The 21,519-nt window shown below is 58.6% G+C and carries 22 protein-coding genes; 12 read left to right on the forward strand and 10 right to left on the reverse strand.

Annotated elements, in window-relative coordinates; genetic code table 11:
* Positions 1–54: 54 nt before the first annotated feature.
* The 3 genes from rpe (at position 55) to trpE (ending at position 3,096) form a co-directional block, all read left to right on the forward strand.
* Positions 55–729: a ribulose-phosphate 3-epimerase gene (gene rpe, locus AC1RPZ_RS18790; RefSeq protein WP_493138444.1), complete on the forward strand. Its 675-nt coding sequence runs from the start codon at positions 55–57 to the stop codon at positions 727–729.
* Entirely contained in the window at positions 726–1,544 is an 819-nt protein-coding gene (locus tag AC1RPZ_RS18795; RefSeq protein ID WP_493138445.1) for a phosphoglycolate phosphatase, read from the forward strand. Before rpe ends, AC1RPZ_RS18795 begins: the two co-directional genes overlap by 4 nt.
* 70 nt (positions 1,545–1,614) lie before the next feature.
* A complete protein-coding gene (gene trpE, locus AC1RPZ_RS18800) occupies positions 1,615–3,096 on the forward strand; it encodes an anthranilate synthase component I (protein ID WP_493138446.1) in 1,482 nt (493 codons plus the stop codon).
* A 73-nt stretch (positions 3,097–3,169) separates the two neighbouring features.
* Here trpE and estP read toward each other — a convergent pair whose 3' ends face one another.
* Positions 3,170–5,080: an esterase EstP gene (gene estP / locus AC1RPZ_RS18805; RefSeq protein ID WP_493138447.1), complete on the reverse strand. Its 1,911-nt coding sequence runs from the start codon at positions 5,078–5,080 to the stop codon at positions 3,170–3,172.
* A gap of 399 nt (positions 5,081–5,479) precedes the next feature.
* Here estP and AC1RPZ_RS18810 point away from each other — a divergent pair, with 399 nt between their 5' ends.
* From AC1RPZ_RS18810 to AC1RPZ_RS18825, 4 genes are all read left to right on the forward strand, one after another.
* Positions 5,480–6,073: an aminodeoxychorismate/anthranilate synthase component II gene (locus AC1RPZ_RS18810; protein WP_493138448.1), complete on the forward strand. Its 594-nt coding sequence runs from the start codon at positions 5,480–5,482 to the stop codon at positions 6,071–6,073.
* 9 nt (positions 6,074–6,082) lie between these two features.
* A complete protein-coding gene (trpD, locus tag AC1RPZ_RS18815; protein WP_493138449.1) occupies positions 6,083–7,132 on the forward strand; it encodes an anthranilate phosphoribosyltransferase in 1,050 nt (349 codons plus the stop codon).
* A complete protein-coding gene (gene trpC / locus AC1RPZ_RS18820; protein ID WP_493138450.1) occupies positions 7,129–7,965 on the forward strand; it encodes an indole-3-glycerol phosphate synthase TrpC in 837 nt (278 codons plus the stop codon). Before trpD ends, trpC begins: the two co-directional genes overlap by 4 nt.
* A 67-nt stretch (positions 7,966–8,032) precedes the next feature.
* The gene (locus tag AC1RPZ_RS18825; protein WP_493138451.1) at positions 8,033–8,734 is read left to right on the forward strand and encodes a lipoate--protein ligase family protein; all 702 of its coding nucleotides are present in this window, start codon (positions 8,033–8,035) and stop codon (positions 8,732–8,734) included.
* On the opposite strand, the gene crp is transcribed toward AC1RPZ_RS18825, so the two are convergent.
* Complete coding sequence (crp, locus tag AC1RPZ_RS18830) at positions 8,731–9,375, reverse strand: cAMP-activated global transcriptional regulator CRP (protein WP_493138452.1); 645 nt, start codon at positions 9,373–9,375, stop codon at positions 8,731–8,733. The genes AC1RPZ_RS18825 and crp overlap by 4 nt on opposite strands.
* 249 nt (positions 9,376–9,624) lie before the next feature.
* Between crp and AC1RPZ_RS18835 the strand changes: the two genes are divergently transcribed.
* Both AC1RPZ_RS18835 and speD read left to right on the forward strand, forming a co-directional pair.
* On the forward strand, positions 9,625–10,047 hold the full coding sequence (locus AC1RPZ_RS18835) for an OsmC family protein (RefSeq protein WP_017138086.1): 423 nt from the start codon (positions 9,625–9,627) through the stop codon (positions 10,045–10,047).
* Positions 10,048–10,285: 238 nt separating this feature from the next.
* Positions 10,286–11,080, forward strand: a complete 795-nt coding sequence (gene speD, locus AC1RPZ_RS18840) for an adenosylmethionine decarboxylase (RefSeq protein WP_493138453.1) — start codon at positions 10,286–10,288, stop codon at positions 11,078–11,080.
* A gap of 117 nt (positions 11,081–11,197) precedes the next feature.
* Here speD and coq7 read toward each other — a convergent pair whose 3' ends face one another.
* From coq7 to hemJ, 6 genes are all read right to left on the reverse strand, one after another.
* A complete protein-coding gene (gene coq7 / locus AC1RPZ_RS18845; protein ID WP_493138454.1) occupies positions 11,198–11,845 on the reverse strand; it encodes a 2-polyprenyl-3-methyl-6-methoxy-1,4-benzoquinone monooxygenase in 648 nt (215 codons plus the stop codon).
* Positions 11,846–12,021: 176 nt separating this feature from the next.
* Entirely contained in the window at positions 12,022–12,360 is a 339-nt protein-coding gene (locus AC1RPZ_RS18850; RefSeq protein WP_454187960.1) for a histidine triad nucleotide-binding protein, read from the reverse strand.
* 82 nt (positions 12,361–12,442) lie between these two features.
* Positions 12,443–13,231: an SDR family NAD(P)-dependent oxidoreductase gene (locus AC1RPZ_RS18855; protein ID WP_493138455.1), complete on the reverse strand. Its 789-nt coding sequence runs from the start codon at positions 13,229–13,231 to the stop codon at positions 12,443–12,445.
* Positions 13,232–13,293: 62 nt separating this feature from the next.
* Positions 13,294–14,214 (reverse strand): DUF805 domain-containing protein, encoded by a 921-nt coding sequence (locus tag AC1RPZ_RS18860; protein WP_493138456.1) that lies wholly within the window; start codon positions 14,212–14,214, stop codon positions 13,294–13,296.
* An 80-nt stretch (positions 14,215–14,294) separates the two neighbouring features.
* Positions 14,295–15,263: an NAD(P)H-dependent flavin oxidoreductase gene (locus AC1RPZ_RS18865; protein WP_493138457.1), complete on the reverse strand. Its 969-nt coding sequence runs from the start codon at positions 15,261–15,263 to the stop codon at positions 14,295–14,297.
* 34 nt (positions 15,264–15,297) lie between these two features.
* Positions 15,298–15,729: a protoporphyrinogen oxidase HemJ gene (gene hemJ / locus AC1RPZ_RS18870; protein ID WP_493138458.1), complete on the reverse strand. Its 432-nt coding sequence runs from the start codon at positions 15,727–15,729 to the stop codon at positions 15,298–15,300.
* Positions 15,730–15,864: 135 nt separating this feature from the next.
* Here hemJ and argC point away from each other — a divergent pair, with 135 nt between their 5' ends.
* On the forward strand, positions 15,865–16,899 hold the full coding sequence (argC, locus tag AC1RPZ_RS18875) for an N-acetyl-gamma-glutamyl-phosphate reductase (protein ID WP_493138459.1): 1,035 nt from the start codon (positions 15,865–15,867) through the stop codon (positions 16,897–16,899).
* A gap of 168 nt (positions 16,900–17,067) precedes the next feature.
* Entirely contained in the window at positions 17,068–17,418 is a 351-nt protein-coding gene (gene erpA, locus AC1RPZ_RS18880; RefSeq protein WP_007906865.1) for an iron-sulfur cluster insertion protein ErpA, read from the forward strand.
* Between the two features lie 67 nt (positions 17,419–17,485).
* Here the strand turns inward: erpA and AC1RPZ_RS18885 are convergent, their stop codons facing one another.
* Positions 17,486–18,577: an anhydro-N-acetylmuramic acid kinase gene (locus AC1RPZ_RS18885; RefSeq protein ID WP_493138460.1), complete on the reverse strand. Its 1,092-nt coding sequence runs from the start codon at positions 18,575–18,577 to the stop codon at positions 17,486–17,488.
* Positions 18,578–18,580: 3 nt separating this feature from the next.
* Positions 18,581–19,999 carry a peptidoglycan DD-metalloendopeptidase family protein gene (locus AC1RPZ_RS18890; protein WP_493138461.1) on the reverse strand — a complete coding sequence of 473 codons (1,419 nt, stop codon included), beginning with the start codon at positions 19,997–19,999 and terminating at the stop codon, positions 18,581–18,583.
* A 209-nt stretch (positions 20,000–20,208) separates the two neighbouring features.
* On the opposite strand from AC1RPZ_RS18890, the gene tyrS reads away from it, so the two are divergent.
* Entirely contained in the window at positions 20,209–21,408 is a 1,200-nt protein-coding gene (gene tyrS / locus AC1RPZ_RS18895; protein WP_493138462.1) for a tyrosine--tRNA ligase, read from the forward strand.
* The last annotated feature ends 111 nt before the right edge of the window (positions 21,409–21,519 follow it).

The following is a 21,519-nucleotide window of genomic DNA, read 5'->3' on the forward strand; positions in this document are numbered from 1 at the left end:
AAGCATGAGGTATACAATGCGCGCCATCGTGATTCTGCTCAAAAAAGGTGCGTCATGCAGCCCTTCGCTATTGCTCCGTCGATTCTCTCCGCTGACTTCGCCCGCCTGGGCGAGGAAGTGGACAACGTCCTGGCCGCTGGCGCCGACATCGTTCACTTCGATGTCATGGACAACCACTACGTGCCAAACCTGACCATCGGGCCGATGGTCTGCTCGGCATTGCGCAAGTACGGCATCACCGCGCCGATCGACGCGCACCTGATGGTCAGCCCGGTAGACCGCATCATTGGCGACTTCATCGACGCCGGCGCGACTTACATCACCTTCCACCCGGAAGCCACGCTGCACGTCGACCGTTCCCTGCAAATGATCCGCGAAGGCGGTTGCAAGGCTGGCCTGGTGTTCAACCCGGCGACCCCGCTGGACGTGCTCAAGTACGTGATGGACAAGGTCGACATGATCCTGCTGATGAGCGTCAACCCGGGTTTTGGCGGGCAGAAGTTCATTCCCGGTACCCTCGACAAGCTGCGTGAAGTGCGTGCGATGATCGATGCGTCGGGCCGCGACATTCGTCTGGAAATCGACGGTGGCGTGAACGTGAACAACATCCGTGAAATCGCTGCTGCTGGCGCTGACACCTTTGTCGCCGGCTCGGCCATCTTCAATGCGCCGAACTACCAGGAAGTGATTGAAAAGATGCGTTCCGAACTGGCTCTGGCTCGCTCATGAGTGGTTTTGAGCAGCTGTTCCCGGGGTGTCTGCCGCGGCTGGTGATGTTCGATCTGGATGGCACGCTGATCGATTCGGTTCCGGACCTCGCAGTGGCTGTGGATAACATGCTGCTCAAACTCGGGCGTGCCCCGGCCGGTTTCGACGCGGTGCGCGAGTGGGTCGGCAACGGTGCGCCGGTGCTGGTCCGTCGCGCTCTGGCGGGCAGTATCGACCACGCGAGTGTCGATGATGTCGAGGCCGAGCACGCGCTGGAGATTTTCATGGAAGCCTACGCGGACGGCCATGAACTGACGGTGGTCTACCCCGGCGTACGCGATACCCTGAAGTGGCTGCACAAGCAGGGCGTCGAAATGGCGCTGATCACCAACAAGCCGGAGCGCTTTGTCGCGCCGTTGCTGGATCAGCTGAAAATCGGCCGCTACTTTCGCTGGATCATCGGCGGCGACACCTTGCCGCAGAAAAAACCTGACCCGGCGGCGCTGTTTTTCGTGATGAAAATGGCCAACATTCCGGCGTCGCAATCGTTGTTCATTGGCGACTCGCGCAGCGACGTGCTGGCGGCCAAGGCGGCAGGCGTGAAGTGCGTAGCCCTGAGCTATGGGTATAACCATGGCCGGCCGATTGCCGAAGAGTCGCCGGCGCTGGTGATCGACGATCTGCGCAAGCTAATTCCCGGTTGCCTGGATCCGGCCGCTGAGATAACGTTGCCCGACGCTGTTCAATCCCCTCCTGGAAATTCCATCGTGGTGGTCACTCGCAAACTCTGGATGAAAGTCATCAAGGCCCTGGCCCGCTGGCGTTGGCGCGCCTGACATGATCCTGGCCGGCTATCCGGCGCGTTTGCACACCTGACCGTTTGACCCTCAAGCCACGAGGCACCTCATGATCCGCGAAGAATTCCTGCGTTTGGCCGCTGCCGGCTACAACCGCATCCCGCTTGCCTGCGAAACCCTTGCCGACTTCGACACGCCGTTGTCGATCTACCTGAAACTGGCCGACGAGCCCAACTCCTATCTGCTGGAGTCGGTGCAGGGCGGCGAGAAATGGGGCCGTTACTCGATTATCGGGCTGCCGTGCCGCACGGTGCTGCGGGTGCATGATCACCACGTCAGCGTGACCGTCGATGGCACCGAGGTGGAAAGCCACGATGTCGAAGACCCGCTGGCCTTCGTCGAAGCGTTCAAGGCGCGCTATAACGTGCCGACCATTGCCGGTTTGCCGCGCTTCAATGGCGGGCTGGTGGGTTACTTCGGTTATGACTGTGTGCGATACGTGGAGAAGCGTCTGGGCAAGTGCCCGAACCCGGACCCGCTGGGCGTGCCGGACATTCTGCTGATGGTCTCCGATGCGGTAGTAGTGTTCGACAACCTGGCCGGCAAGATGCACGCGATCGTGCTGGCCGACCCGTCGCAGGAAGACGCCTTTGAGCAAGGTCAGGCGCGTCTGGAAGAACTGCTGGAAAAACTCCGCCAGCCGATCACCCCGCGTCGCGGCCTGGACTTCAGCAAGCAGCAAGCGGCTGACCCGGTGTTCCGTTCCAGTTTCACCCAGGACGATTACGAGCGGGCGGTGGACACCATCAAGGAGTACATCCTCGCCGGTGACTGCATGCAGGTAGTGCCGTCGCAACGGATGTCCATCGACTTCAAGGCTGCGCCGATCGATCTATACCGCGCGCTGCGCTGCTTCAACCCGACGCCTTATATGTACTTCTTCAACTTCGGCGACTTCCACGTCGTTGGCAGCTCGCCAGAAGTGCTGGTGCGGGTCGAAGACAACCTGATCACCGTGCGCCCGATCGCCGGCACCCGCCCACGCGGTGCCACCGAGGAAGCTGACCGGGCGCTTGAAGAAGACCTGCTGTCGGACGACAAGGAAATCGCCGAGCACTTGATGCTGATCGACCTGGGCCGCAACGACACCGGCCGTGTATCGGAGATCGGTTCGGTGAAACTCACCGAGAAAATGGTCATCGAGCGTTATTCCAACGTGATGCACATCGTCTCCAACGTCACTGGCCAGTTGAAAGCCGGCCTGACGGCGATGGACGCGCTGCGGGCGATTCTGCCGGCAGGTACGTTGTCGGGCGCGCCAAAGATTCGCGCGATGGAAATCATCGACGAACTGGAGCCGGTCAAACGTGGCGTCTACGGTGGTGCGGTCGGTTACTTCGCCTGGAACGGCAACATGGACACCGCGATTGCGATCCGCACCGCGGTGATCAAGAACGGCGAGCTACATGTGCAAGCCGGTGGCGGCATTGTGGCGGACTCGGTGCCCGCGCTGGAATGGGAAGAAACCCTGAACAAGCGCCGCGCCATGTTCCGCGCCGTGGCCCTGGCTGAGCAAACCCCAGACGCCTGAGGTCCCACAAGGAATTCACCACCATAAAAAACGCGGCGCCTGTGAGGGCGCCGCGTTTTTTATTGCCTGCGGTTTAGAAGTCCAGGCTGAGACCCACGTTGATGCCCTGTTGGGTAAAGTCGTCATCCTTGCGAATGTTGTAGCTGGCCCGTAGCGCCAGGTCTGCGGTCAGCTTCTGGCTGACACCCAGGTTCAGGCGGTTCAGGTTGGTTTGCGGGGTATAGCCTTGCAGGGTGAAATGGTTGTCGGGCAGGCTGTTGAGGTTCATGGTCAGGTCCTGGGTGTCGTCCTTATATTCGCGTTCGTGGGCGAATTCACCGAACACCTGAGTCTGCGGGGTGATTTGATACTTGCCCTGCAAGCCGACGCCGAGGCGTTTGGAGGTGCGCTTCTGGTCAGCGAACGTCAGAGCAGTAGAGTCGTTACCGTTCTCCGAGTAGCCATCGACTTGCACCTTGGCGTAGTCGGCGCTGATAAATGGCGACAAGTGCCAAGGGCTGCTTGCCTGCTGGGCAATGTCATAACCCAGGCGACCGGTGATGGCCAGCACAGTGCCGCTGGTATCGCCTTTCTCACTGCGCTCGTTCACGCCCAGGTCGAATTTACGTTTGAGATTGTCGTAGTCCAGATGCCCGGCAGTCATTGCCGCGTCAGCCCACCAGCGGTTTTGCTGATACTGGGCGAACGCTGTGCCCATGTAAGTGTTGAGTTTGTACTCCGAGTCGTCGTTGCCCGCTTCCAGCTTCTGGCGATAGAAACCGGCGGCAACGCCAACGCGCCAGGCCTCGTTGAGACGATAGCTGCCACCGATGTTCAGGTTGTAACCGTTGCCGTCAGCACTGGCTGCGCTGCGCTGATCGTCGAAATCCAGGTGCTGGCCGCCACCGGCGACAATCGCACGCCACTGACCGACGGTTTGCCAGTTTTCCCAGTCGGATTGCCATTGGTTACGCAGTTCATCCTGGTGCGCGCGTAGGGTGGCGTGGGCCATTTCTGGCAACAGTGTCAGTTCCCAAGGGGCTGCCAGTATGGAAAACGCGTAATCGGCGATCAGGCGTTGCCCGGCTTCGGTCGGATGGACCGAGTCGTTGTAGATCAACTTGGTCGGATCCGGCGTGGCGCTGTTGATCCCGTACTTGGCATTTTCGGTACAGCTGTCACCGCTGAAGCAGGTCGCGGTGAGGTTCTGGTCGGTGGCCAGGCCGAACTGCGCCGGGTTGGCAAAGGTCTCTTTGAGCAGTACCGGAATATTGAGCGGGATGACTTCGGCATTGACGTGCTGCAACTGGCTGACCAACTCGGTGTTGAACTGGGCGCTGAGTTGGGAGGTAAAGGCCTGGAGCGGACTGCCGTTGATCGCCGGGGTCAGGCCAATGTCCGGGAGCAGCCAGACCATGATGTATTTGGCGCCGGCCTGTTGCAGTGTTTGCACGCTGCTGACCAAACGGTCGGCTGCGGCGTTGGCCTGGTCGAGGCTCGTTACCCGGCCCTGGAGGAAGTCGTTGCCGCCACCGGAGAGGTAGTAGAGCGCGTTCGGGTCGGCGCGAAAATTGTTGCTCGGCAGATAACCGGGCCGACTGCGCTCACCGGTGTCCGATGTGGTGGTGATCGAGTCGAGGATCTGATCGGTGCGGTAGCCGCCCGTCGCCCAGTTGTTGCCGTCTGGCAGGCCTTGGCTGGCACGGGCTGCCGAGGTGGAAGCGGCCGTTTGGTCAGGCGAAAATCCCAGTTTACCCCCCAGCAATTGCGTCGAGTTGGCGGCTTTTACCTCGCCGCTGCCATCCATGTAAGTCGGGCCGACACGGTTGGTGTAGCGCAATGTAGAGCCGGCGGGCCCCCCGGTATCGGTAAACTGCCCGGCGTCGTTCAGGCTGTCGCCAAAGACAATGAATTTCGAATAGGGGGCGGGTGCTGCAGTCGCCTGGGCGCAGGCCATTGCAAGAAGGCAACCGGCGAGCGGTACAAGCTTCGTCTGTTTGATCATGAGCAAGTCCATTTATTTATTGTTGTAGTGGGCGGAACGACAGTACCAAAAACTTTTGCGTTTTAGCTATGGCTAAAGGCCGCATCGATTGCTTGCGCTGCGCCATATTGCACCCTCTGCTCAGCTAAGTTACTGTGCGGGAACGTATGAATGAGACCTTCCCCGTGTTGATCGTCAGCAAACTCTTGGATCAAGTCATCAAGGCCCACGCCCGTTGGCGTTGGCGCGCCTGAACTTTCTCTGCCGGCCCGGCCGGACCTGTACCCGTTTGCCTTCTTTACCCGTATGAAATGCCGCTTTTGCCGGTTCCATTCCAGCAACTGACTGAGCGCAGCAAGACTGCGGGTAAATCATTCGAAGGCCGTCTCAAAAGTCAGTGAATTCAAGAGGTTTCAAACCATGTTGCTGATGATCGATAACTACGACTCTTTTACCTACAACGTTGTGCAGTACCTCGGTGAGCTAGGCTCCGAGGTCAAGGTTGTGCGCAACGATGAGCTGACCATTGCCGAAATCGAAGCGCTCAAACCCGAGCGTATCGTCGTGTCCCCCGGTCCATGCACCCCGACCGAAGCCGGCGTGTCCATCGAAGCCATCAAGTATTTCGCCGGCAAACTGCCGATTCTCGGCGTCTGCCTGGGCCATCAGTCCATCGGCCAGGCGTTTGGCGGCGATGTCGTGCGTGCCCGCCAGGTTATGCATGGTAAGACTAGCCCGGTATTCCACGAGGACAAGGGCGTGTTCGCAGGTCTTAACCGTCCGCTGACGGTCACCCGCTATCACTCGCTGATCGTTAAACGCGAAACCTTGCCTGATTGCCTGGAGTTGACCGCCTGGACTCAGCTCGAAGACGGCTCGGTTGATGAAATCATGGGCCTGCGCCACAAGACACTGAACATCGAAGGGGTGCAGTTTCACCCCGAGTCGATCCTGACCGAGCAGGGCCACGAGCTGTTCGCCAACTTCCTCAAACAAACCGGCGGCACGCGCTAAGGACTTTCCATGGATATCAAGACTGCCCTGAGCCGTATCGTCGGCCACCTGGACCTGAGTACTGATGAAATGCGCGATGTGATGCGCGAAATCATGACCGGGCAATGCACTGACGCGCAGATCGGCGCGTTCATGATGGCCATGCGCATGAAAAGCGAGAGCATCGACGAGATCGTCGGCGCCGTCTCGGTCATGCGTGAGCTGGCGGACAAGGTCGAGCTGAAAACCCTCGACGGTGTTGTCGATGTGGTCGGCACCGGTGGCGACGGTGCAAACATCTTCAACGTCTCGACGGCTTCTTCGTTTGTGGTGGCGGCGGCCGGTTGCACCGTGGCCAAGCATGGTAACCGTGCAGTATCGGGCAAAAGCGGTAGCGCCGATTTGCTGGAAGCGGCCGGGATCTACCTGAACCTGACGCCGGTTCAAGTGGCGCGTTGCATCGACAACGTCGGCATTGGCTTCATGTTCGCCCAGGCCCATCACGGTGCAATGAAATACGCTGCCGGCCCGCGCCGTGATCTCGGCCTGCGCACCTTGTTCAACATGCTCGGCCCGCTTACGAATCCGGCCGGCGTGAAGCATCAGGTGGTGGGCGTGTTCAGTCAGGCGTTGTGCCGGCCGCTGGCCGAAGTCTTGCAACGTATGGGCAGCAAACATGTGCTGGTGGTGCATTCGAAGGATGGTCTGGACGAGTTCAGTCTGGCGGCGCCAACCTTTGTCGCGGAATTGAAGGATGACCAGATCAGCGAGTATTGGGTCGAGCCTGAAGATCTGGGCATGAAGAGCCAGAGCCTGCACGGTCTGGCGGTGGAAAGCCCGGCGGCCTCGCTCGAACTGATTCGCGATGCCTTGGGGCGCCGCAAAACCGAGTACGGTCAGAAAGCCGCAGAAATGATTGTGCTCAATGCCGGTGCGGCGCTGTACGCCGCTGATCATGCGAGCAGCCTGAGAGAGGGTGTTGCCCTGGCGCATGACGCGCTGCACACCGGCCTTGCGCGGGAAAAACTTGAAGAGTTGGGTGCGTTTACCGCGGTATTCAGAGTGGAGAATGAGGCATGAGTGTACCGACGGTTCTGGAAAAGATTCTCGCCCGCAAAGTCAAGGAAGTGGCCGAGCGCAGCGCTCGCGTAACGCTTGCCGAACTGGAAGCACTGGCCAAGGCGGCCGATGCACCGCGTGGTTTTGCCAAGGCGCTGCTGGCCCAGGCCAAACTCAAGCAGCCGGCGGTGATTGCTGAAATCAAGAAGGCTTCGCCGAGCAAAGGCGTGATTCGTGAGAACTTCGTCCCGGCCGAAATCGCCAAAAGCTACGAGAAGGGCGGGGCGACTTGCCTCTCGGTGCTGACCGATATCGATTACTTCCAGGGCGCCGACCTCTACCTGCAACAGGCGCGTGCCGCGTGCAAGCTGCCGGTGATTCGCAAGGACTTCATGATCGATCCTTATCAGATCGTCGAAGCCCGGGCGCTGGGCGCCGATTGCGTGCTGTTGATCGTTGCCGCGCTGGATGACGTGAAAATGGCCGAGCTGGCAGCCGTCGCCAAAAGTGTGGGGCTCGATGTGCTGGTAGAAGTCCACGACGGTGACGAGCTGGAGCGGGCCTTGAAAACCCTCGATACTCCGCTGGTCGGCGTGAACAACCGCAATCTGCACACCTTCGATGTCAGCCTGGAAACCACGCTCGATCTGCTGCCACGCATCCCGCGCGACCGCCTGGTCATCACTGAAAGTGGCATCCTCAATCGTGCCGATGTCGAGCTGATGGAAATCAGCGAGGTGTATGCGTTCCTGGTCGGCGAAGCCTTCATGCGCGCCGAGAATCCGGGAGCTGAACTGCAACGCTTGTTCTTTCCAGAGCGTGGCGTAGCGGTCAGCGGTTCTACACTCGATTGAACCTGACTCAATGAAGAAGCCGGCGTTGCCGGCTTTTTTGTATCCACCGCAAAGGATTCGCACTGCCATGACTCAACCCATAGCCTTGACCGTCGAAGCCGGTCTGCGCGCCGAGCAGGATTTGTTGGCGACGGTATGTGCCGGCGACCAGGAGTTTGGCCTGTTGTTCTGGCAACCGAGCGATCGCGCGCTGGTCATGCCACGGCGTTTGAGCCGTTTGCCAGGATTCGAGGCTGCCTGCGAGGCGTCGGCGGCGAATGGCTGGCCGGTGTTGTTGCGTGAAACCGGCGGTGAGCCGGTGCCGCAGTCAGCAGCGACGATCAATATCGCGTTGGTATATGCACCTCCGCGTAGTGAAGGCGATCACGGTCGGATCGAAACCGCTTATCGGCGTCTGTGCGATCCGATTTGTGCGCTGCTGACGGAGCTCGGCGGCAAGCCTTCATTGGGTGAAGTCGAGGGTGCTTTCTGTGATGGGCGTTTCAACGTCAATCTCGACGGCCGAAAAATGGTCGGCACCGCTCAGCGCTGGCGCCAGAGCAAGGGTGGTCAGCGCCCGGTGGGGCTGGTGCACGGAGCACTGTTGCTGGACGACGAGCGGGAGTCGATGGTTGAGGCGGTCAATCGGTTTAACGAGGCTTGCGGTCTGGAGCAGCGGGTTCGCGCGCAGAGCCACATCGCCCTGCATGAACAATTCGCCGCCCCGGACGCCATCGAGCGGCTGGACACGTTGTATCGGCAAATGCTCGCCGAGGTCATGTCGGCTTAACGAGTACCGAACACCACCATGGTCTTGCCTTTGACGTCGACCAGGTTGCGTTCTTCCAGGTCCTTGAGCACGCGACCGACCATTTCCCGCGAGCAACCGACGATCCGGCCGATTTCCTGACGGGTAACTTTGATTTGCATGCCGTCCGGGTGCGTCATGGCATCAGGCTGTTTGCACAGCTCCAGCAAACAGCGCGCAACCCGGCCGGTGACGTCGAAGAACGCCAGGTCGCCGACCTTGCGTGTGGTATTGCGTAGGCGCTGGGCAATCTGGCCGCTGAGCACATAGAGAATGTCCGGGTCTTGCTGGGAGAGCTCGCGGAACTTGCAGTAGCTGATCTCGGCCACCTCGCATTCGACCTTGGCGCGAACCCAGGCGCTGCGCTCCTGTTCCTGCCCGGCTTGTTCGAACAGGCCCAACTCGCCGAAGAAGTCCCCGGCATTGAGGTAGGCGATGATCATTTCCCGGCCATCGTCGTCCTCGATGAGGATGGTGACAGAACCCTTGATGATGAAAAACAGCGTATCCGAACGATCTCCTGCGCAAATGATGTTGCTCTTGACCTGATAACGACGACGCTGGCAATGCATCAACAACTTGTCGAGGTTCTTGATTTTGGGTGTTGGGGTAATAGCAACCATGGTTGTATCCCGAAAAGACTGCACGGTGTGGTTTGGCTTTTTGTAGGAGCTGGCGAAGCCTGCGATCTTTTTCTTCGATATAAAGCTGGCCATGCGCCATGGAATTGGCGCCAGCTTAGCAGACACATTCCGTCGTTATTCGAGAATTTATCAATGCTGTAAGTGTGTTGCTTGCGCTGTTGCCAGCCACTGTCAATCGAAAGCCCTGTGCTAAGCTGGCGACCCTTTTTTAACAGTGGAGTCTTGGCGATGAAGGCACGCATCCAATGGGCTGGCGAAGCCATGTTCCTCGGTGAATCCGGCAGCGGTCACGTGGTGGTCATGGACGGTCCGCCTGATGCCGGCGGTCGGAACCTGGGTGTACGGCCGATGGAAATGCTCCTGCTCGGCGTGGGCGGTTGCAGCAATTTCGACGTGGTCAGCATTCTGAAGAAGTCCCGGCAGGCCGTGGAAAGCTGCGAGGCGTTCCTCGAAGCCGAGCGTGCGACCGAAGATCCCAAGGTCTTCACCAAAATTCACATGCACTTTGTGGTCAAGGGCCGGGCGCTGAAAGAAGCCCAGGTCAAGCGGGCCATTGAGCTCTCGGCGGAGAAGTATTGCTCTGCGTCGATCATGCTCGGTGCGGCCGGTGTGGCCATCACTCACGACTACGAAATCATCGAACTCGGTTGAATCGACATTCAACTATCATAAATGCAGTGCAGACTCTGGCGATCACTGGCCCAGGTCTGCATAATGCGCCACTTTTTTCAGGGCAGTGATCGGTCAGCCGACAGATCGCCCACCCGAACAGACAACCAAAATCGCCATCGCGAAGAGGTGTTAACCGTCCTACGCAGGTGCGTTGTTCGCATTTGACGGGCATGCTGGATCACGCGGCCCGGCCGCATACATAGAGAGTTCTTAAACGGTGAAAAGCAAACTCAAGCTCCATGGGTTCAATAACCTGACAAAGACCTTGAGCTTCAATATCTATGACATCTGCTACGCGGAAACCCCGCAAGACCAGCAGGCTTACGTTGAGTACATCAATAAAGAGTACAACGCCAAGCGCCTGACGCAGATCCTCACAGAAGTTGTCGATATCATTGGTGCCAACATCCTGAACATCGCCAGTCAGGACTATGAACCCCAGGGCGCCAGCGTGACGATTCTGATCTCTGAAGAGCCGGTGACGCCGACCGACAGTCAGATCGAAGAATCTCCGGGGCCGATACCCGAAATCATCCTGGCCCACCTCGACAAGAGCCACATCACGGTGCATACCTACCCGGAAATCCATCCGGTGGATGGTATCGCGACGTTCCGTGTGGACATTGACGTGTCGACGTGCGGAGTCATTTCACCGCTTAAGGCGCTCAACTTTCTGATTCACCAGTTCGATTCGGATATCGTCACCGTGGATTATCGCGTGCGCGGTTTCACCCGTGACGTTGAAGGCAAAAAGCACTTCATCGACCACGAGATCAACTCGATCCAGAACTACCTCTCCGACGACACTTGCGACGCTTACCAGATGACCGACGTGAACGTGCTCCAGGAAAACCTGTTCCACACCAAAATGCTGCTGAAGAACTTCGAACTGGATAACTACCTGTTCGGTGACGCCACCAGCAATCTGTCGACGGAACAACGCACTCAGGTTACTGAGCGCGTGAAACACGAAATGCTTGAGATCTTCTACGCTCGCAACATGTCGAGCTAAGATTTTCGAGTACAAAAAAGGCGACTACTTTGCGGTAGTCGCCTTTTTTATTGCTGTCGCAGAACCCTTGTGGGAGCGAGCTTGCTCGCGAAGAGGCCCTATCGAACGACGTAACCGTCAGATCCGGTAAGTACTCTTGGTCATGACCTTGGCCATCAGGCTCATGCCGAATTTCACCGGCGCCGGGAAGCGAAAACCTCCAGCGTCCAGCGCGCTTTCGGCGTGCTGCTCTTCGTCGATGCGCATCTGCTTGAGAATGGCCCGGGACTTTTCGTCTTCGGCCGGCAGTTGCTCAAGGTGTTCGTTCAAGTGTTTGCACACCTGATCCTCGGTTGCGGCAACGAAACCGAGGCTGACTTTGTCGCTGATCAACCCGGCGACAGCGCCAATACCGAACGACATGCCGTAGAACAGCGGATTGAGAATGCTGGTGTGGCTGCCCAGTTGGCGGATGCGCTGTTCGCACCAGACCAGGTGATCGATCTCTTCTTCGGCCGCATGTTCCATGGCCTCCCGCACTTGCGCAAGCTTGGCGGTCAGTGCCTGGCCCTGGTACAGCGCCTGGGCACAGACTTCACCGGTATGGTTGATGCGCATCAGGCCGGCGACGTGGCGGGTGTCTTCGTCGCTCATTTTCGCCTCTGGCTGCACGATGGCCGGCGACGGGCGATAAGGCTGGCCACTGAAGGGCAGTAAAGTACGCATCGCGGTGTCGGCTTGCAGCAGAAGACGGTCAATCGGCGAGTAGTGACGTTGGGTAGTCATGCTGACCTCCGGGAGGAATCTCGGCGGCCAGTTTACCGCAATCGGCCGGGGAAGGTTTGCGCTGGGTCATGTCGGTTGTTTGCACCTAAAGCAAAAGATCGCAGCCTTCGGCAGCTCCTACACTTCATCCGTCCGTAGGAGCCGCCGAAGGCTGCGATCTTTTAGCTATCTGGCAATCAGCCCGGCGGCCAGTGCATCTGACGCTGACCCAGCACGTGCATATGAATGTGGTAGACGGTCTGCCCACCCAATTCATTGCAGTTCATGACCACGCGAAAGCCTTCTTCGCAGCCCAGTTCCAGCGCCAGGCGTTGGGCGGTGAACAGAATGTGTCCGGCCAGTGCCTTGTCGTCCTCGGTGAGGTCGTTGAGGGTGCGTACCGGTTTTTTCGGGACTACCAGAAAATGCACCGGTGCCTGCGGGGCGATGTCGTGGAAGGCCAGGACCTGGTCATCCTCGTAAATGATCCTGGCAGGTATTTCTCTGTTGATGATCTTGGTGAACAGAGTATCCACAGCTGTTTCTCCATTGTGTTGGTCCGGGCTGAGTGTACTGAAGGGAGCAGTCCCGAGCCCAGACTTTTACGTGGTTGAGCGCTCAGCGCGGGCAATACGCCTTGTTGACCATGCCCACGATGGTTCGGGTCAGCCAGCGCGAGCCGAAGCGCGGCAAGAGTGCGAGCCAGCGATTGCGGCGCCCGGGAATAATGATCGCGCGGTTCTTCTCCAGCGCACGCACCGTGTAAAGGGCCACTTCCTCGGGGCTCATCAGCAGTTTGCTGTTGGCCAGTTTGTCGGCGTCCAGTTGTGCGGTGCGGAAAAACGCCGTGCGTGTCGGGCCGGGGCAAAGGACCGAAACCTTGACCGCGCATTTTTTCAGCTCTACCCGCAAACCTTCGGAGAAGTGCAGTACATACGCTTTGCTGGCGTAGTAGGTACTCATCCACGGGCCTGGATTGAAGGCCGCCATCGATGCGACGTTCAAAATCTGTCCGCCGCCCTGCAAAGCCATGCTGTTGCCAATGGCGTGGCACAGGCGAGTCAGGGCCAGGATATTCACTTCGATCAAGTCTTGTTCGGTCATCCAGTCCTGAGCCAGAAACGGGCCGCAGGTGCCGATGCCGGCGCAATTGACCAGCAGGTCGATCTCGCGGTCACCCTCTTCGAGTTCCAGCAGAAAGCCGGACAGGCGCAGCGGTTCGCCCAGATCGCAGGCGCGGAACAGTACCTCGACGCCAAAACGCTGGGTCAGTTCGATTGCGATGCTTTCCAACTGATCACGTTGGCGGGCCACCAGAATCAGGCTGCGGCCACGTCGCGCCAGCGCTTCGGCCATGGCCAGGCCGATGCCGCTGGAAGCGCCAGTGATCAGAGCGTAACGGGTCATGCAGTTCTCCATCGCAACGGCTCGCGGCCTGTGGACAGAGATGTCACAGGAACCGAGCGCGTTTATTGTTTCTCATAGTCTACAGGGGGCTGAGCTGCTTTCGCCGCATCGTCTGCTTCAATCGCGTCAGCCGACTCACTGCTTTCATAACGGCTGGTCGAGGTGCTTTCGTATTCTTCGGTAATAGTACTGAGGCCACCGGCAAGCGCACCGACCACGACCACTGCGATCACCACCAGCCACAGCCCGCAAAGGACTTTAACGGCCGTGCTGTTAGGTGGCTGCGGCGCGCCATAGCGATTCGGGCCGATGTTTCCTGGCAGCGCTGCCAACGCGATCGGAAACAGGCTACCGATAAAGGGCACCAGGTTCAGAAACCACAGCCAGCCGGACCAGCCAAGATCGTGCAGCCGTTGCACGCTGATGGTGATGTTTATGTAGAGGTACGCCACGAACGCGACGACACAAACAATTGCGCTCAGCACCATTTGATTGCCGGCCAACAGGCTGAGTCCAAAAATGCCAGCGATAGCACCAATGATCAGCAGCGCTACCAATGACCAGGCGAGATAACGCAGGCGGCCGATACGCCCCTGCACACCGAACACCTTGAGTTCGGAAAACTCTGGCAGGGCTTCGCCAACGGGTGCGCGAGGAGGGCTATAAGGTGATTCGTTGTCGCCGAGTGTGGAGGGCGTGTAAGGGGGAGGCGTTGATTCGTGAACGTCGGTCAGATTGAGCTCGATCGACGGTTCGGCTTCGATGCGTGCATCGATGCCGGTTTTCGACAGGGCATTCAGGTAAGTCTGAGCGTCTGCGTGGGACAGGTCGCGCTTAAGCGCGACAGGCTTTCCGCTGAACAGGCGTTCGATGGCCGAGACGTCGCTTTTGAACAGCTGGGCGAGATTGAGTTTCGCAGTGGTGGTGTCGACACCCGGAAGCAGGGCTCCGTCGAAGACGATCTTGAAACGGCTTTCGCTCATGCCGGGCATCCTTGTCGCGAGTCTTTGGTCGGTGCTCTGTAGTTTAAGCCAGCCGGAATCGGCTGGCCAAACCTTGTGCGTTATCGCGGCCAGCGTTTGGGCAGTTGGGCTGCGAGTTCTTGCGCCTTGCGGTATTCGGCGTCCAGCCGTGCGACCAGTTGATCGACGCTCGGCAGGTCGTCGATTTTGCCCACGCCCTGGCCGGCGGACCAGACGGTTTTCCAGGCTTTGGCTTCATCGCTCAAGGGTTTGAGCTTGGAGCCGAAGTTGACTTCACCCTTGCCTTGCAACGCGTCTACGTCAAAACCGGCGTTGATCAGGCTTTGGCGCATGAAGCTTGCCGGAACGCCAGACACCGCTGGTGTGTGGACAATGTCGGCGGCCCTGGAGGTCAGCAGCATCTCCTTATACGCTTCAGGTGCATGGCTTTCGGTGGTGCCGATAAAGCGTGTGCCGAAGTAGGCCAGATCCGCACCGAGCAGTTGCGCAGCGAGAATCTCATGGCCGTGGTTCAGGCAGCCGGCCAGCAGCAGGGTTTTGTCGAAGAATTGACGAATCTCGGCAATCAGCGAAAACGGGCTCCAGGTCCCGGCGTGGCCACCGGCGCCTGCGGCAACGGCGATCAAGCCATCGACCCCAGCCTCGGCGGCTTTTTCCGCATGACGACGGGTCGTCACGTCATGGAATACCAGGCCGCCGTAGCTGTGCACTGCGTCGACCAGCTCCTTCACCGCACCAAGGCTGGTGATGACGATCGGCACTTTATGCTCGATGCAGATCGCCAGATCCGCTTCCAGCCGTGGGTTGCTGTGGTGAACGATCAGGTTCACTGCATAGGGAGCCGGGTTCTCCAGTAGTGCCAGGCCCGCTTCGATCTCCTCCAGCCAGGCTTTGAAGCCGCTGCTTTCACGCTGGTTCAGCGCTGGAAAGCTGCCGACCACGCCATTACGGCAGCACGCAAGCACCAGCTGCGGATTGGAAATCAGGAACATCGGCGCTGCCACGACAGGCAAACGCAAACGTTGTTCGAGCAAAGCGGGCAACGACATTGGAAGTACCCCGATAAGTTGCGACTAATTAGGATTAGAACGGCCGTACGACGACCAGAATGACAATAGCCAGCAATATCAGAACTGGTACTTCATTGAACCAGCGATAAAAGACATGGCTGCGGGTGTTTTCGCCACGGGCAAAACGTTTTACCTGCGCGCCGCACATGTGGTGGTAACCGATGAGGATCACTACCAGAGTCAACTTGGCGTGCATCCAGCCACCCTGGCCGAAGTAGGCGCTGGGGTTGAGGCTGATCAGCCAGATGCCGAAGGCCAGCGTGGCGATCATCGCCGGGCCCATGATCCCGCGGTACAGTTTGCGCTCCATGACGCTGAAGCGTTCCTTGCTGATGCTGTCTTCACTCTGTGCGTGATAAACGAACAGGCGCGGCAGGTAAAACAGGCCGGCAAACCAGCAGACCATGCTGATGATGTGAAGCGCTTTGAGCCACAGATAAAGCATTTTTGGTTATTCCCAGGTTCACGGTAGCCCGAATAGTAGAGGCTCGGGCCTCCGTACGTCACCTTGACGGTTGTCGCAGGGCGGTGCGCGCCCTATTATCGACGGCTTTCCAGTGGGTTCGTTGAGGGCAGGTTTATGGTCAAGGTCGGTATCGTCGGCGGCACGGGTTATACCGGTGTCGAATTGCTGCGTCTGTTGGCACAGCATCCGCAAGCTGAAGTGGTAGTGATCACTTCCCGATCCGAGGCAGGCCTGGCTGTTGCCGACATGTACCCGAACCTGCGAGGTCACTACGACGGCCTGGCGTTCAGCGTTCCGGACATCAAAACCCTCGGTGCCTGTGACGTGGTGTTCTTCGCCACTCCGCACGGTGTAGCGCATGCATTGGCGGGTGAACTGCTGGCGGCCGGGACCAGGGTCATCGACCTGTCGGCGGACTTCCGTCTGCAGGACGCTGATGAGTGGGCCAAGTGGTACAACCAGCCGCACGGTGCTCCAGAACTGCTGAAGGAGGCGGTCTACGGCTTGCCGGAAGTCAATCGCGAGCAGATCAAGCAAGCGCGCCTGATCGCGGTTCCGGGTTGCTACCCAACCGCCACGCAACTGGGTTTCCTGCCATTGCTCGAAGCAGGTCTCGCGGATACTTCGCGCCTGATCGCTGACTGCAAGTCGGGTGTCAGCGGTGCTGGCCGTGGCGCCAGTGTCGGTTCGCTGTATTCCGAAACGTCCGAGAGCATGAAGGCCTATGCCGTCAAAGGGCATCGCCACTTGCCTGAGATTCGCCAGGGGCTGCGTCGCGCTGCCGGCAAGGACGTTGGCCTGACCTTCGTTCCGCACCTGACGCCGATGATTCGCGGCATTCACTCCACGCTCTATGCAACCGTGGTTGACCGCTCTGTAGACTTGCAGGCGCTGTTTGAAAAGCGCTATGCCAACGAACCGTTCGTCGATGTCATGCCGGCTGGCAGCCATCCGGAAACCCGTAGCGTGCGTGGCGCCAACGTCTGCCGTATTGCGGTTCATCGCCCACAGGACGGCGATCTGGTGGTGGTGCTGTCGGTGATCGACAACCTGGTCAAAGGTGCGTCGGGTCAGGCGGTGCAGAACCTGAACATCCTGTTTGGTCTGGACGAGCGCTTGGGCCTGTCCCATGCAGGCATGCTGCCGTAAGGTTTTATCCTGCTCAGCAAAAAGGCCCTTTTAACGGGCCTTTTTGTATTCCGGGCTGACAATTGTGTTGATTGATATACCGTAACAATAGTTGACCGATTTTCTGGGAGAAGCGGATAATGCGCGTCATCACGCATTATGGCGGCGTAACGCCGGGAGATAGTCAGCATGAGCGTCGAATCCTTCACCCCCACGGCTTTGCAATTCACCCACGGTGCCGCGCACAAGGTGAAGAGCCTGGTCGATGAAGAGGGTAATGATCGCTTGAAGCTGCGCGTATTCGTTACGGGCGGCGGTTGTTCAGGGTTTCAATACGGCTTCACGTTCGATGAAGAAGTGGCCGATGACGACACCATCGTCGAGCGCGAAGGCGTGAGCCTGGTCGTCGATCCGATGAGCTTCCAGTACCTGGCAGGTGCCGAGGTGGATTATCAGGAAGGTCTGGAGGGTTCGCGGTTTGTGATCAAGAACCCGAATGCCACCACGACCTGTGGTTGCGGCTCGTCCTTCTCGATCTGATCGCACCTCACAGCATCACTAAGCGCCGCATGGCTTCACGGCCCTGCGGCGTTTTGCTGCCTGGTGTTCAGGCGGGATAGATGGCGCCTAGGACGCGTAAGCCGCGAGCCCCGGTGACGCTTGGACGATTGGCCGGGATGTTTTCGAGGCAGCAATGGGCCAGCCAGGCGAAGGCCATGGCTTCGACCCAATCAGGGTCTACGCCGTAAGCCGCGGTACTGCTGACCTTGGTGTTTGGTAGCAGGCTGGCGAGCCGTGCCATCAGCGTTGCGTTATGGGCGCCACCGCCACAGACCAGCAGCTCTTGCGAATCGGCTTGTGCGGCTTGCAGCGACTCGACGATGGTCAACGCCGTGAGCTCGAGCAACGTGGCTTGCACATCTTGCGCTGCAAATGCAGGCAGGCGCGCCAGATGTTGTGTTAGCCATTGCAGGTTGAACACTTCGCGGCCGGTGCTTTTGGGGCCCTTGGTCAGGAAGAACGGATCGCTGAGCAACGCTTTCAGCAGAACGGGTTCTACGGTGCCGCTTGCAGCCCACTGGCCGTCACGGTCGAAGGTTTCACCGCGTTGCTGGTGAATCCAGGCGTCCAGCAGGACATTGCCTGGGCCACAGTCAAAGCCCGAGACGGGCTTGCCGGTCTCGATCAGGCTGAGATTGCTGAAACCGCCGACGTTCAGGACCGCACGATTGCCGCTGCGCTCTTCAAACAAGGCTTCATGAAACGCTGGAACCAGCGGCGCGCCTTGCCCGCCAGCAGCCACGTCGCGGCTACGGAAGTCACTGACGACGGTGATTCCAGTCAGCTCGGTCAGCAGGGCGGGGTTGCCGATTTGCACGGTAAAACCGCGTGCAGGCTCGTGGCGGATGGTCTGGCCGTGGCTGCCGATAGCCCGCACATCGTCCGGTTTCAGCTGTTGATCTGCGAGCAGGGTACTGATGCCCTGGGCGGCCAGTTTCACCCAGTTTTGCTGGGCGATGGCACTGCGGGCGATCTCGTCCGGTCCGCTGGCGCACAAGCCGAGTAGCTCGGCGCGCAAGGATTCGGGCATGGGAATGTAGTGCGTGGCGATCAGCTTGATCGCCGCCGCGTGCTCGATCAGCGCAATGTCCAGGCCATCAAGGCTGGTACCGGACATCACACCTATATAGAGCGCCATGGCTTAGCGTTTTCTCGAAGCCAGCAGGGTGGCTTTCTCTTGTTCCATGCGCGCCATCAGCGGTTGGCTTTGTTGCAGGAAGCGCGCGCGCTCGGCCTTGGCGATCGGATCGGCCATCGGCAGCTTCTGGCCCAGCGGGTCGACGTGAACGCCGTTGACCTGGAACTCGTAATGCAAGTGCGGACCGGTGGAGAGGCCGGTGGTGCCGATATAACCGATCACCTGACCCTGCTTGACGTTGCCGCCAGTCTTGACTCCTTTGGCGAAGCCCTGCATGTGGCCGTACAGCGTGCGGTAGGTGTTGCCGTGTTGAATGATCACGGTATTGCCGTAACCGCCGCGGCGCCCGGCCAGCAGCACTTTACCGTCACCAGCAGCCTTGATTGGCGTGCCGCGAGGCGCTGCGTAGTCGACGCCTTTGTGCGCGCGAATTTTGTTCAGAATTGGATGCTTGCGGCCCATGGAGAAGCGCGAGCTAATACGGGCGAAGTCCACTGGCGTACGAATGAACGCCTTGCGCATGCTGTTACCGTCGGCCGTGTAGTAGCTGCTGTTGCCTTGTTTGTTGGTGTAACGTACGGCGGTGTAAGTCTTGCCACGGTTGGTGAAACGGGCGGAAAGGATGGGGCCATTGCCGACAGCTTTGCCGTTGACGACTTTCTGTTCGTAGACCACATCGAACTCGTCACCCTGACGAATATCCTGGGCGAAGTCGACGTCGTAGCCAAACACACTGGCCATGTCCATGGTGAGGCTGTGGGACAGGCCGGCACGCGCTGCGGATTGCGAAAGCGAGCTGTTGATCACGCCGTGAACATAGGCGGAGCGTACGGTTGGCTTGGCTGTAATGCGGTTAAAGGTATAGCCCTTGGCGTTTTTGCTCAGGCTGATGCTTTCAACGTCGCTGATCTTGCTGTGCAGGTTGGTCAACTGGCCGTCGTGGCCCAGTTCGAACTCGAGCTTCTGACCGTGTTTAAGCTGGGTAAACTGCTTGGCTTGTTTGTCGCTGGCCAATATATCGTGCACCGAAGCGGCCGGGAGCCCGACTTTTTCGAACAGTGTGGAGAGGGTGTCGCCCTTGGCAACGATTACCTCCCGGTGGCCAGGCGCTTTCTTCTCTTCAACGACCGGTGCCGGGGCTGCTTTAGCCGTTTCCTTGGTATCGTCGGTACTGTTTTCGATCTGGGCGAATGGAGATTCGACCGGCTCGTTTGTGGCTTGAGCGGTGTCAGCAGCGTCTTGATCTTGTGTCAGTTGTTCAGCAGGGCTTTCCAGTTCAAGGCTCAGGGTTGTCTTTTTGGCTTCAACGTCACTGGAAGGGAATACCAGGAGCGCCAGGCTGAGGAGGGCAGCGATGCCACTTGCCGCGAGCAGGTGGGTCTTCGGATAAAGCGGCGGCGCTTTAGACGGTTCTGTGGTCATAGGTAATTTGACTTTGGAAAAGATGAATTGGAAAAGATGAATGACATGATGAAGATGAAATAACTGTATAAAATATAACCAAATCATCTCTTAAGCAAGTCGCGAATGCTCTGTACGCGGATTGGCGTCCGTGCGCCGGGCAAAACTTGTATTTGGTGCGCGATCTTGTATGGTTGGTTCCCTTTGAATCTGAGCCTTGCGGGTCTGTTATGAAGTCGGTTGAAGAGCAGCTAGCGCTGATTAAACGTGGTGCGGAAGAACTGTTGGTCGAGTCCGAGCTGATCGAGAAGCTCAAGCGCGGCCAGCCGCTGCGTATCAAGGCTGGCTTCGATCCGACTGCGCCGGATTTGCACCTGGGTCACACGGTGCTTATTAATAAGCTGCGCCAGTTTCAGGATCTGGGCCACCAGGTGATCTTCCTTATAGGTGACTTCACCGGGATGATCGGTGATCCGAGCGGCAAGAGTGTTACCCGTCCTCCGTTGACGCGTGAGCAGGTTATCGAGAATGCCGAGACCTATAAAACTCAGGTGTTCAAAATTCTTGATCCGGCGAAAACCGAAGTGGCTTTCAACTCCACCTGGATGGATCAGATGGGGCCTGCGGACTTCATTCGCCTCACTTCGCAATACACCGTGGCGCGTATGCTTGAGCGCGATGACTTCAATAAGCGCTATTCGACCAATCAGCCGATCGCTATTCACGAGTTCCTGTATCCGCTGGTTCAGGGGTATGACTCGGTAGCATTGCGCGCGGATGTCGAGTTGGGCGGTACTGATCAGAAGTTCAATCTGCTGATGGGGCGTGAGCTGCAGCGCAGTTATGGTCAGGAGGCTCAGTGCATTCTGACCATGCCATTGCTCGAAGGGTTGGATGGCGTGAAGAAGATGTCCAAGTCGTTGGGCAACTACGTCGGTATTCAGGAGGCGCCGGGCGTCATGTACGGCAAGCTGGTTTCGATTCCTGATGTGCTGATGTGGCGCTACTTCGAATTGCTCAGTTTCCGCTCCATGGATGAGATCGATGCGTTGCGCGCTGATGTCGAGGCTGGCGCCAATCCGCGGGATGTCAAGATCAAGCTGGCTGAAGAGATTGTTGCGCGCTTCCATGGTGAGGAGGCTGCGGCGAACGCTCACCGTGCTGCGGGTAACCGTATGAAGGAAGGCGAGTTGCCGGATGATCTGCCAGAGATCGAGCTGACTGCTACTGAGGATATGCCGATTGCAGCTGTGCTTAATAAAGCAGGGCTGGTGAAGAACGCGGCGGTCGCGCGCGATCTTCTTGGTTCGGGTGGTGTGCGTATAGATGGTGAGGTGGTTGATCGCGCCTTTATATATGCGCTGGGCGCGACCCATGTTTGCCAGGCCGGAAAGAAGGCATTTGCGCGTATTACGCTTAAATCTGAGTAAAGCTGAAATTAGGGGTTGACGGCGAATTATATCTGTCTATAATTCGCCCCACTTCCGGCGCAGTCGAAACGGAAAACTCCTTGGTAAACAAAGAGTTATGCAGTTTTCGGC

Source organism: Pseudomonas sp. GW822-FHT02D10, assembly GCF_058802345.1.

Excerpts from the sequence above, each read along its gene's own strand:
- hemJ (WP_493138458.1), bottom strand. The coding sequence starts at position 15,729 with ATGCTTTATCTGTGGCTCAAAGCGCTTCACATCATCAGCATGGTCTGC.
- trpD (WP_493138449.1), top strand. The coding sequence starts at position 6,083 with ATGGATATCAAGACTGCCCTGAGCCGTATCGTCGGCCACCTGGACCTG.
- erpA (WP_007906865.1), top strand. The coding sequence starts at position 17,068 with ATGAGCGTCGAATCCTTCACCCCCACGGCTTTGCAATTCACCCACGGT.
- AC1RPZ_RS18810 (WP_493138448.1), top strand. The coding sequence starts at position 5,480 with ATGTTGCTGATGATCGATAACTACGACTCTTTTACCTACAACGTTGTG.
- AC1RPZ_RS18860 (WP_493138456.1), bottom strand. The coding sequence starts at position 14,214 with ATGAGCGAAAGCCGTTTCAAGATCGTCTTCGACGGAGCCCTGCTTCCG.
- AC1RPZ_RS18795 (WP_493138445.1), top strand. The coding sequence starts at position 726 with ATGAGTGGTTTTGAGCAGCTGTTCCCGGGGTGTCTGCCGCGGCTGGTG.
- crp (WP_493138452.1), bottom strand. The coding sequence starts at position 9,375 with ATGGTTGCTATTACCCCAACACCCAAAATCAAGAACCTCGACAAGTTG.
- coq7 (WP_493138454.1), bottom strand. The coding sequence starts at position 11,845 with ATGACTACCCAACGTCACTACTCGCCGATTGACCGTCTTCTGCTGCAA.
- AC1RPZ_RS18855 (WP_493138455.1), bottom strand. The coding sequence starts at position 13,231 with ATGACCCGTTACGCTCTGATCACTGGCGCTTCCAGCGGCATCGGCCTG.
- AC1RPZ_RS18885 (WP_493138460.1), bottom strand. The coding sequence starts at position 18,577 with ATGGCGCTCTATATAGGTGTGATGTCCGGTACCAGCCTTGATGGCCTG.
- tyrS (WP_493138462.1), top strand. The coding sequence starts at position 20,209 with ATGAAGTCGGTTGAAGAGCAGCTAGCGCTGATTAAACGTGGTGCGGAA.
- trpC (WP_493138450.1), top strand. The coding sequence starts at position 7,129 with ATGAGTGTACCGACGGTTCTGGAAAAGATTCTCGCCCGCAAAGTCAAG.
- AC1RPZ_RS18835 (WP_017138086.1), top strand. The coding sequence starts at position 9,625 with ATGAAGGCACGCATCCAATGGGCTGGCGAAGCCATGTTCCTCGGTGAA.
- argC (WP_493138459.1), top strand. The coding sequence starts at position 15,865 with ATGGTCAAGGTCGGTATCGTCGGCGGCACGGGTTATACCGGTGTCGAA.
- AC1RPZ_RS18890 (WP_493138461.1), bottom strand. The coding sequence starts at position 19,999 with ATGACCACAGAACCGTCTAAAGCGCCGCCGCTTTATCCGAAGACCCAC.
- estP (WP_493138447.1), bottom strand. The coding sequence starts at position 5,080 with ATGATCAAACAGACGAAGCTTGTACCGCTCGCCGGTTGCCTTCTTGCA.
- rpe (WP_493138444.1), top strand. The coding sequence starts at position 55 with ATGCAGCCCTTCGCTATTGCTCCGTCGATTCTCTCCGCTGACTTCGCC.
- AC1RPZ_RS18825 (WP_493138451.1), top strand. The coding sequence starts at position 8,033 with ATGACTCAACCCATAGCCTTGACCGTCGAAGCCGGTCTGCGCGCCGAG.
- trpE (WP_493138446.1), top strand. The coding sequence starts at position 1,615 with ATGATCCGCGAAGAATTCCTGCGTTTGGCCGCTGCCGGCTACAACCGC.
- AC1RPZ_RS18865 (WP_493138457.1), bottom strand. The coding sequence starts at position 15,263 with ATGTCGTTGCCCGCTTTGCTCGAACAACGTTTGCGTTTGCCTGTCGTG.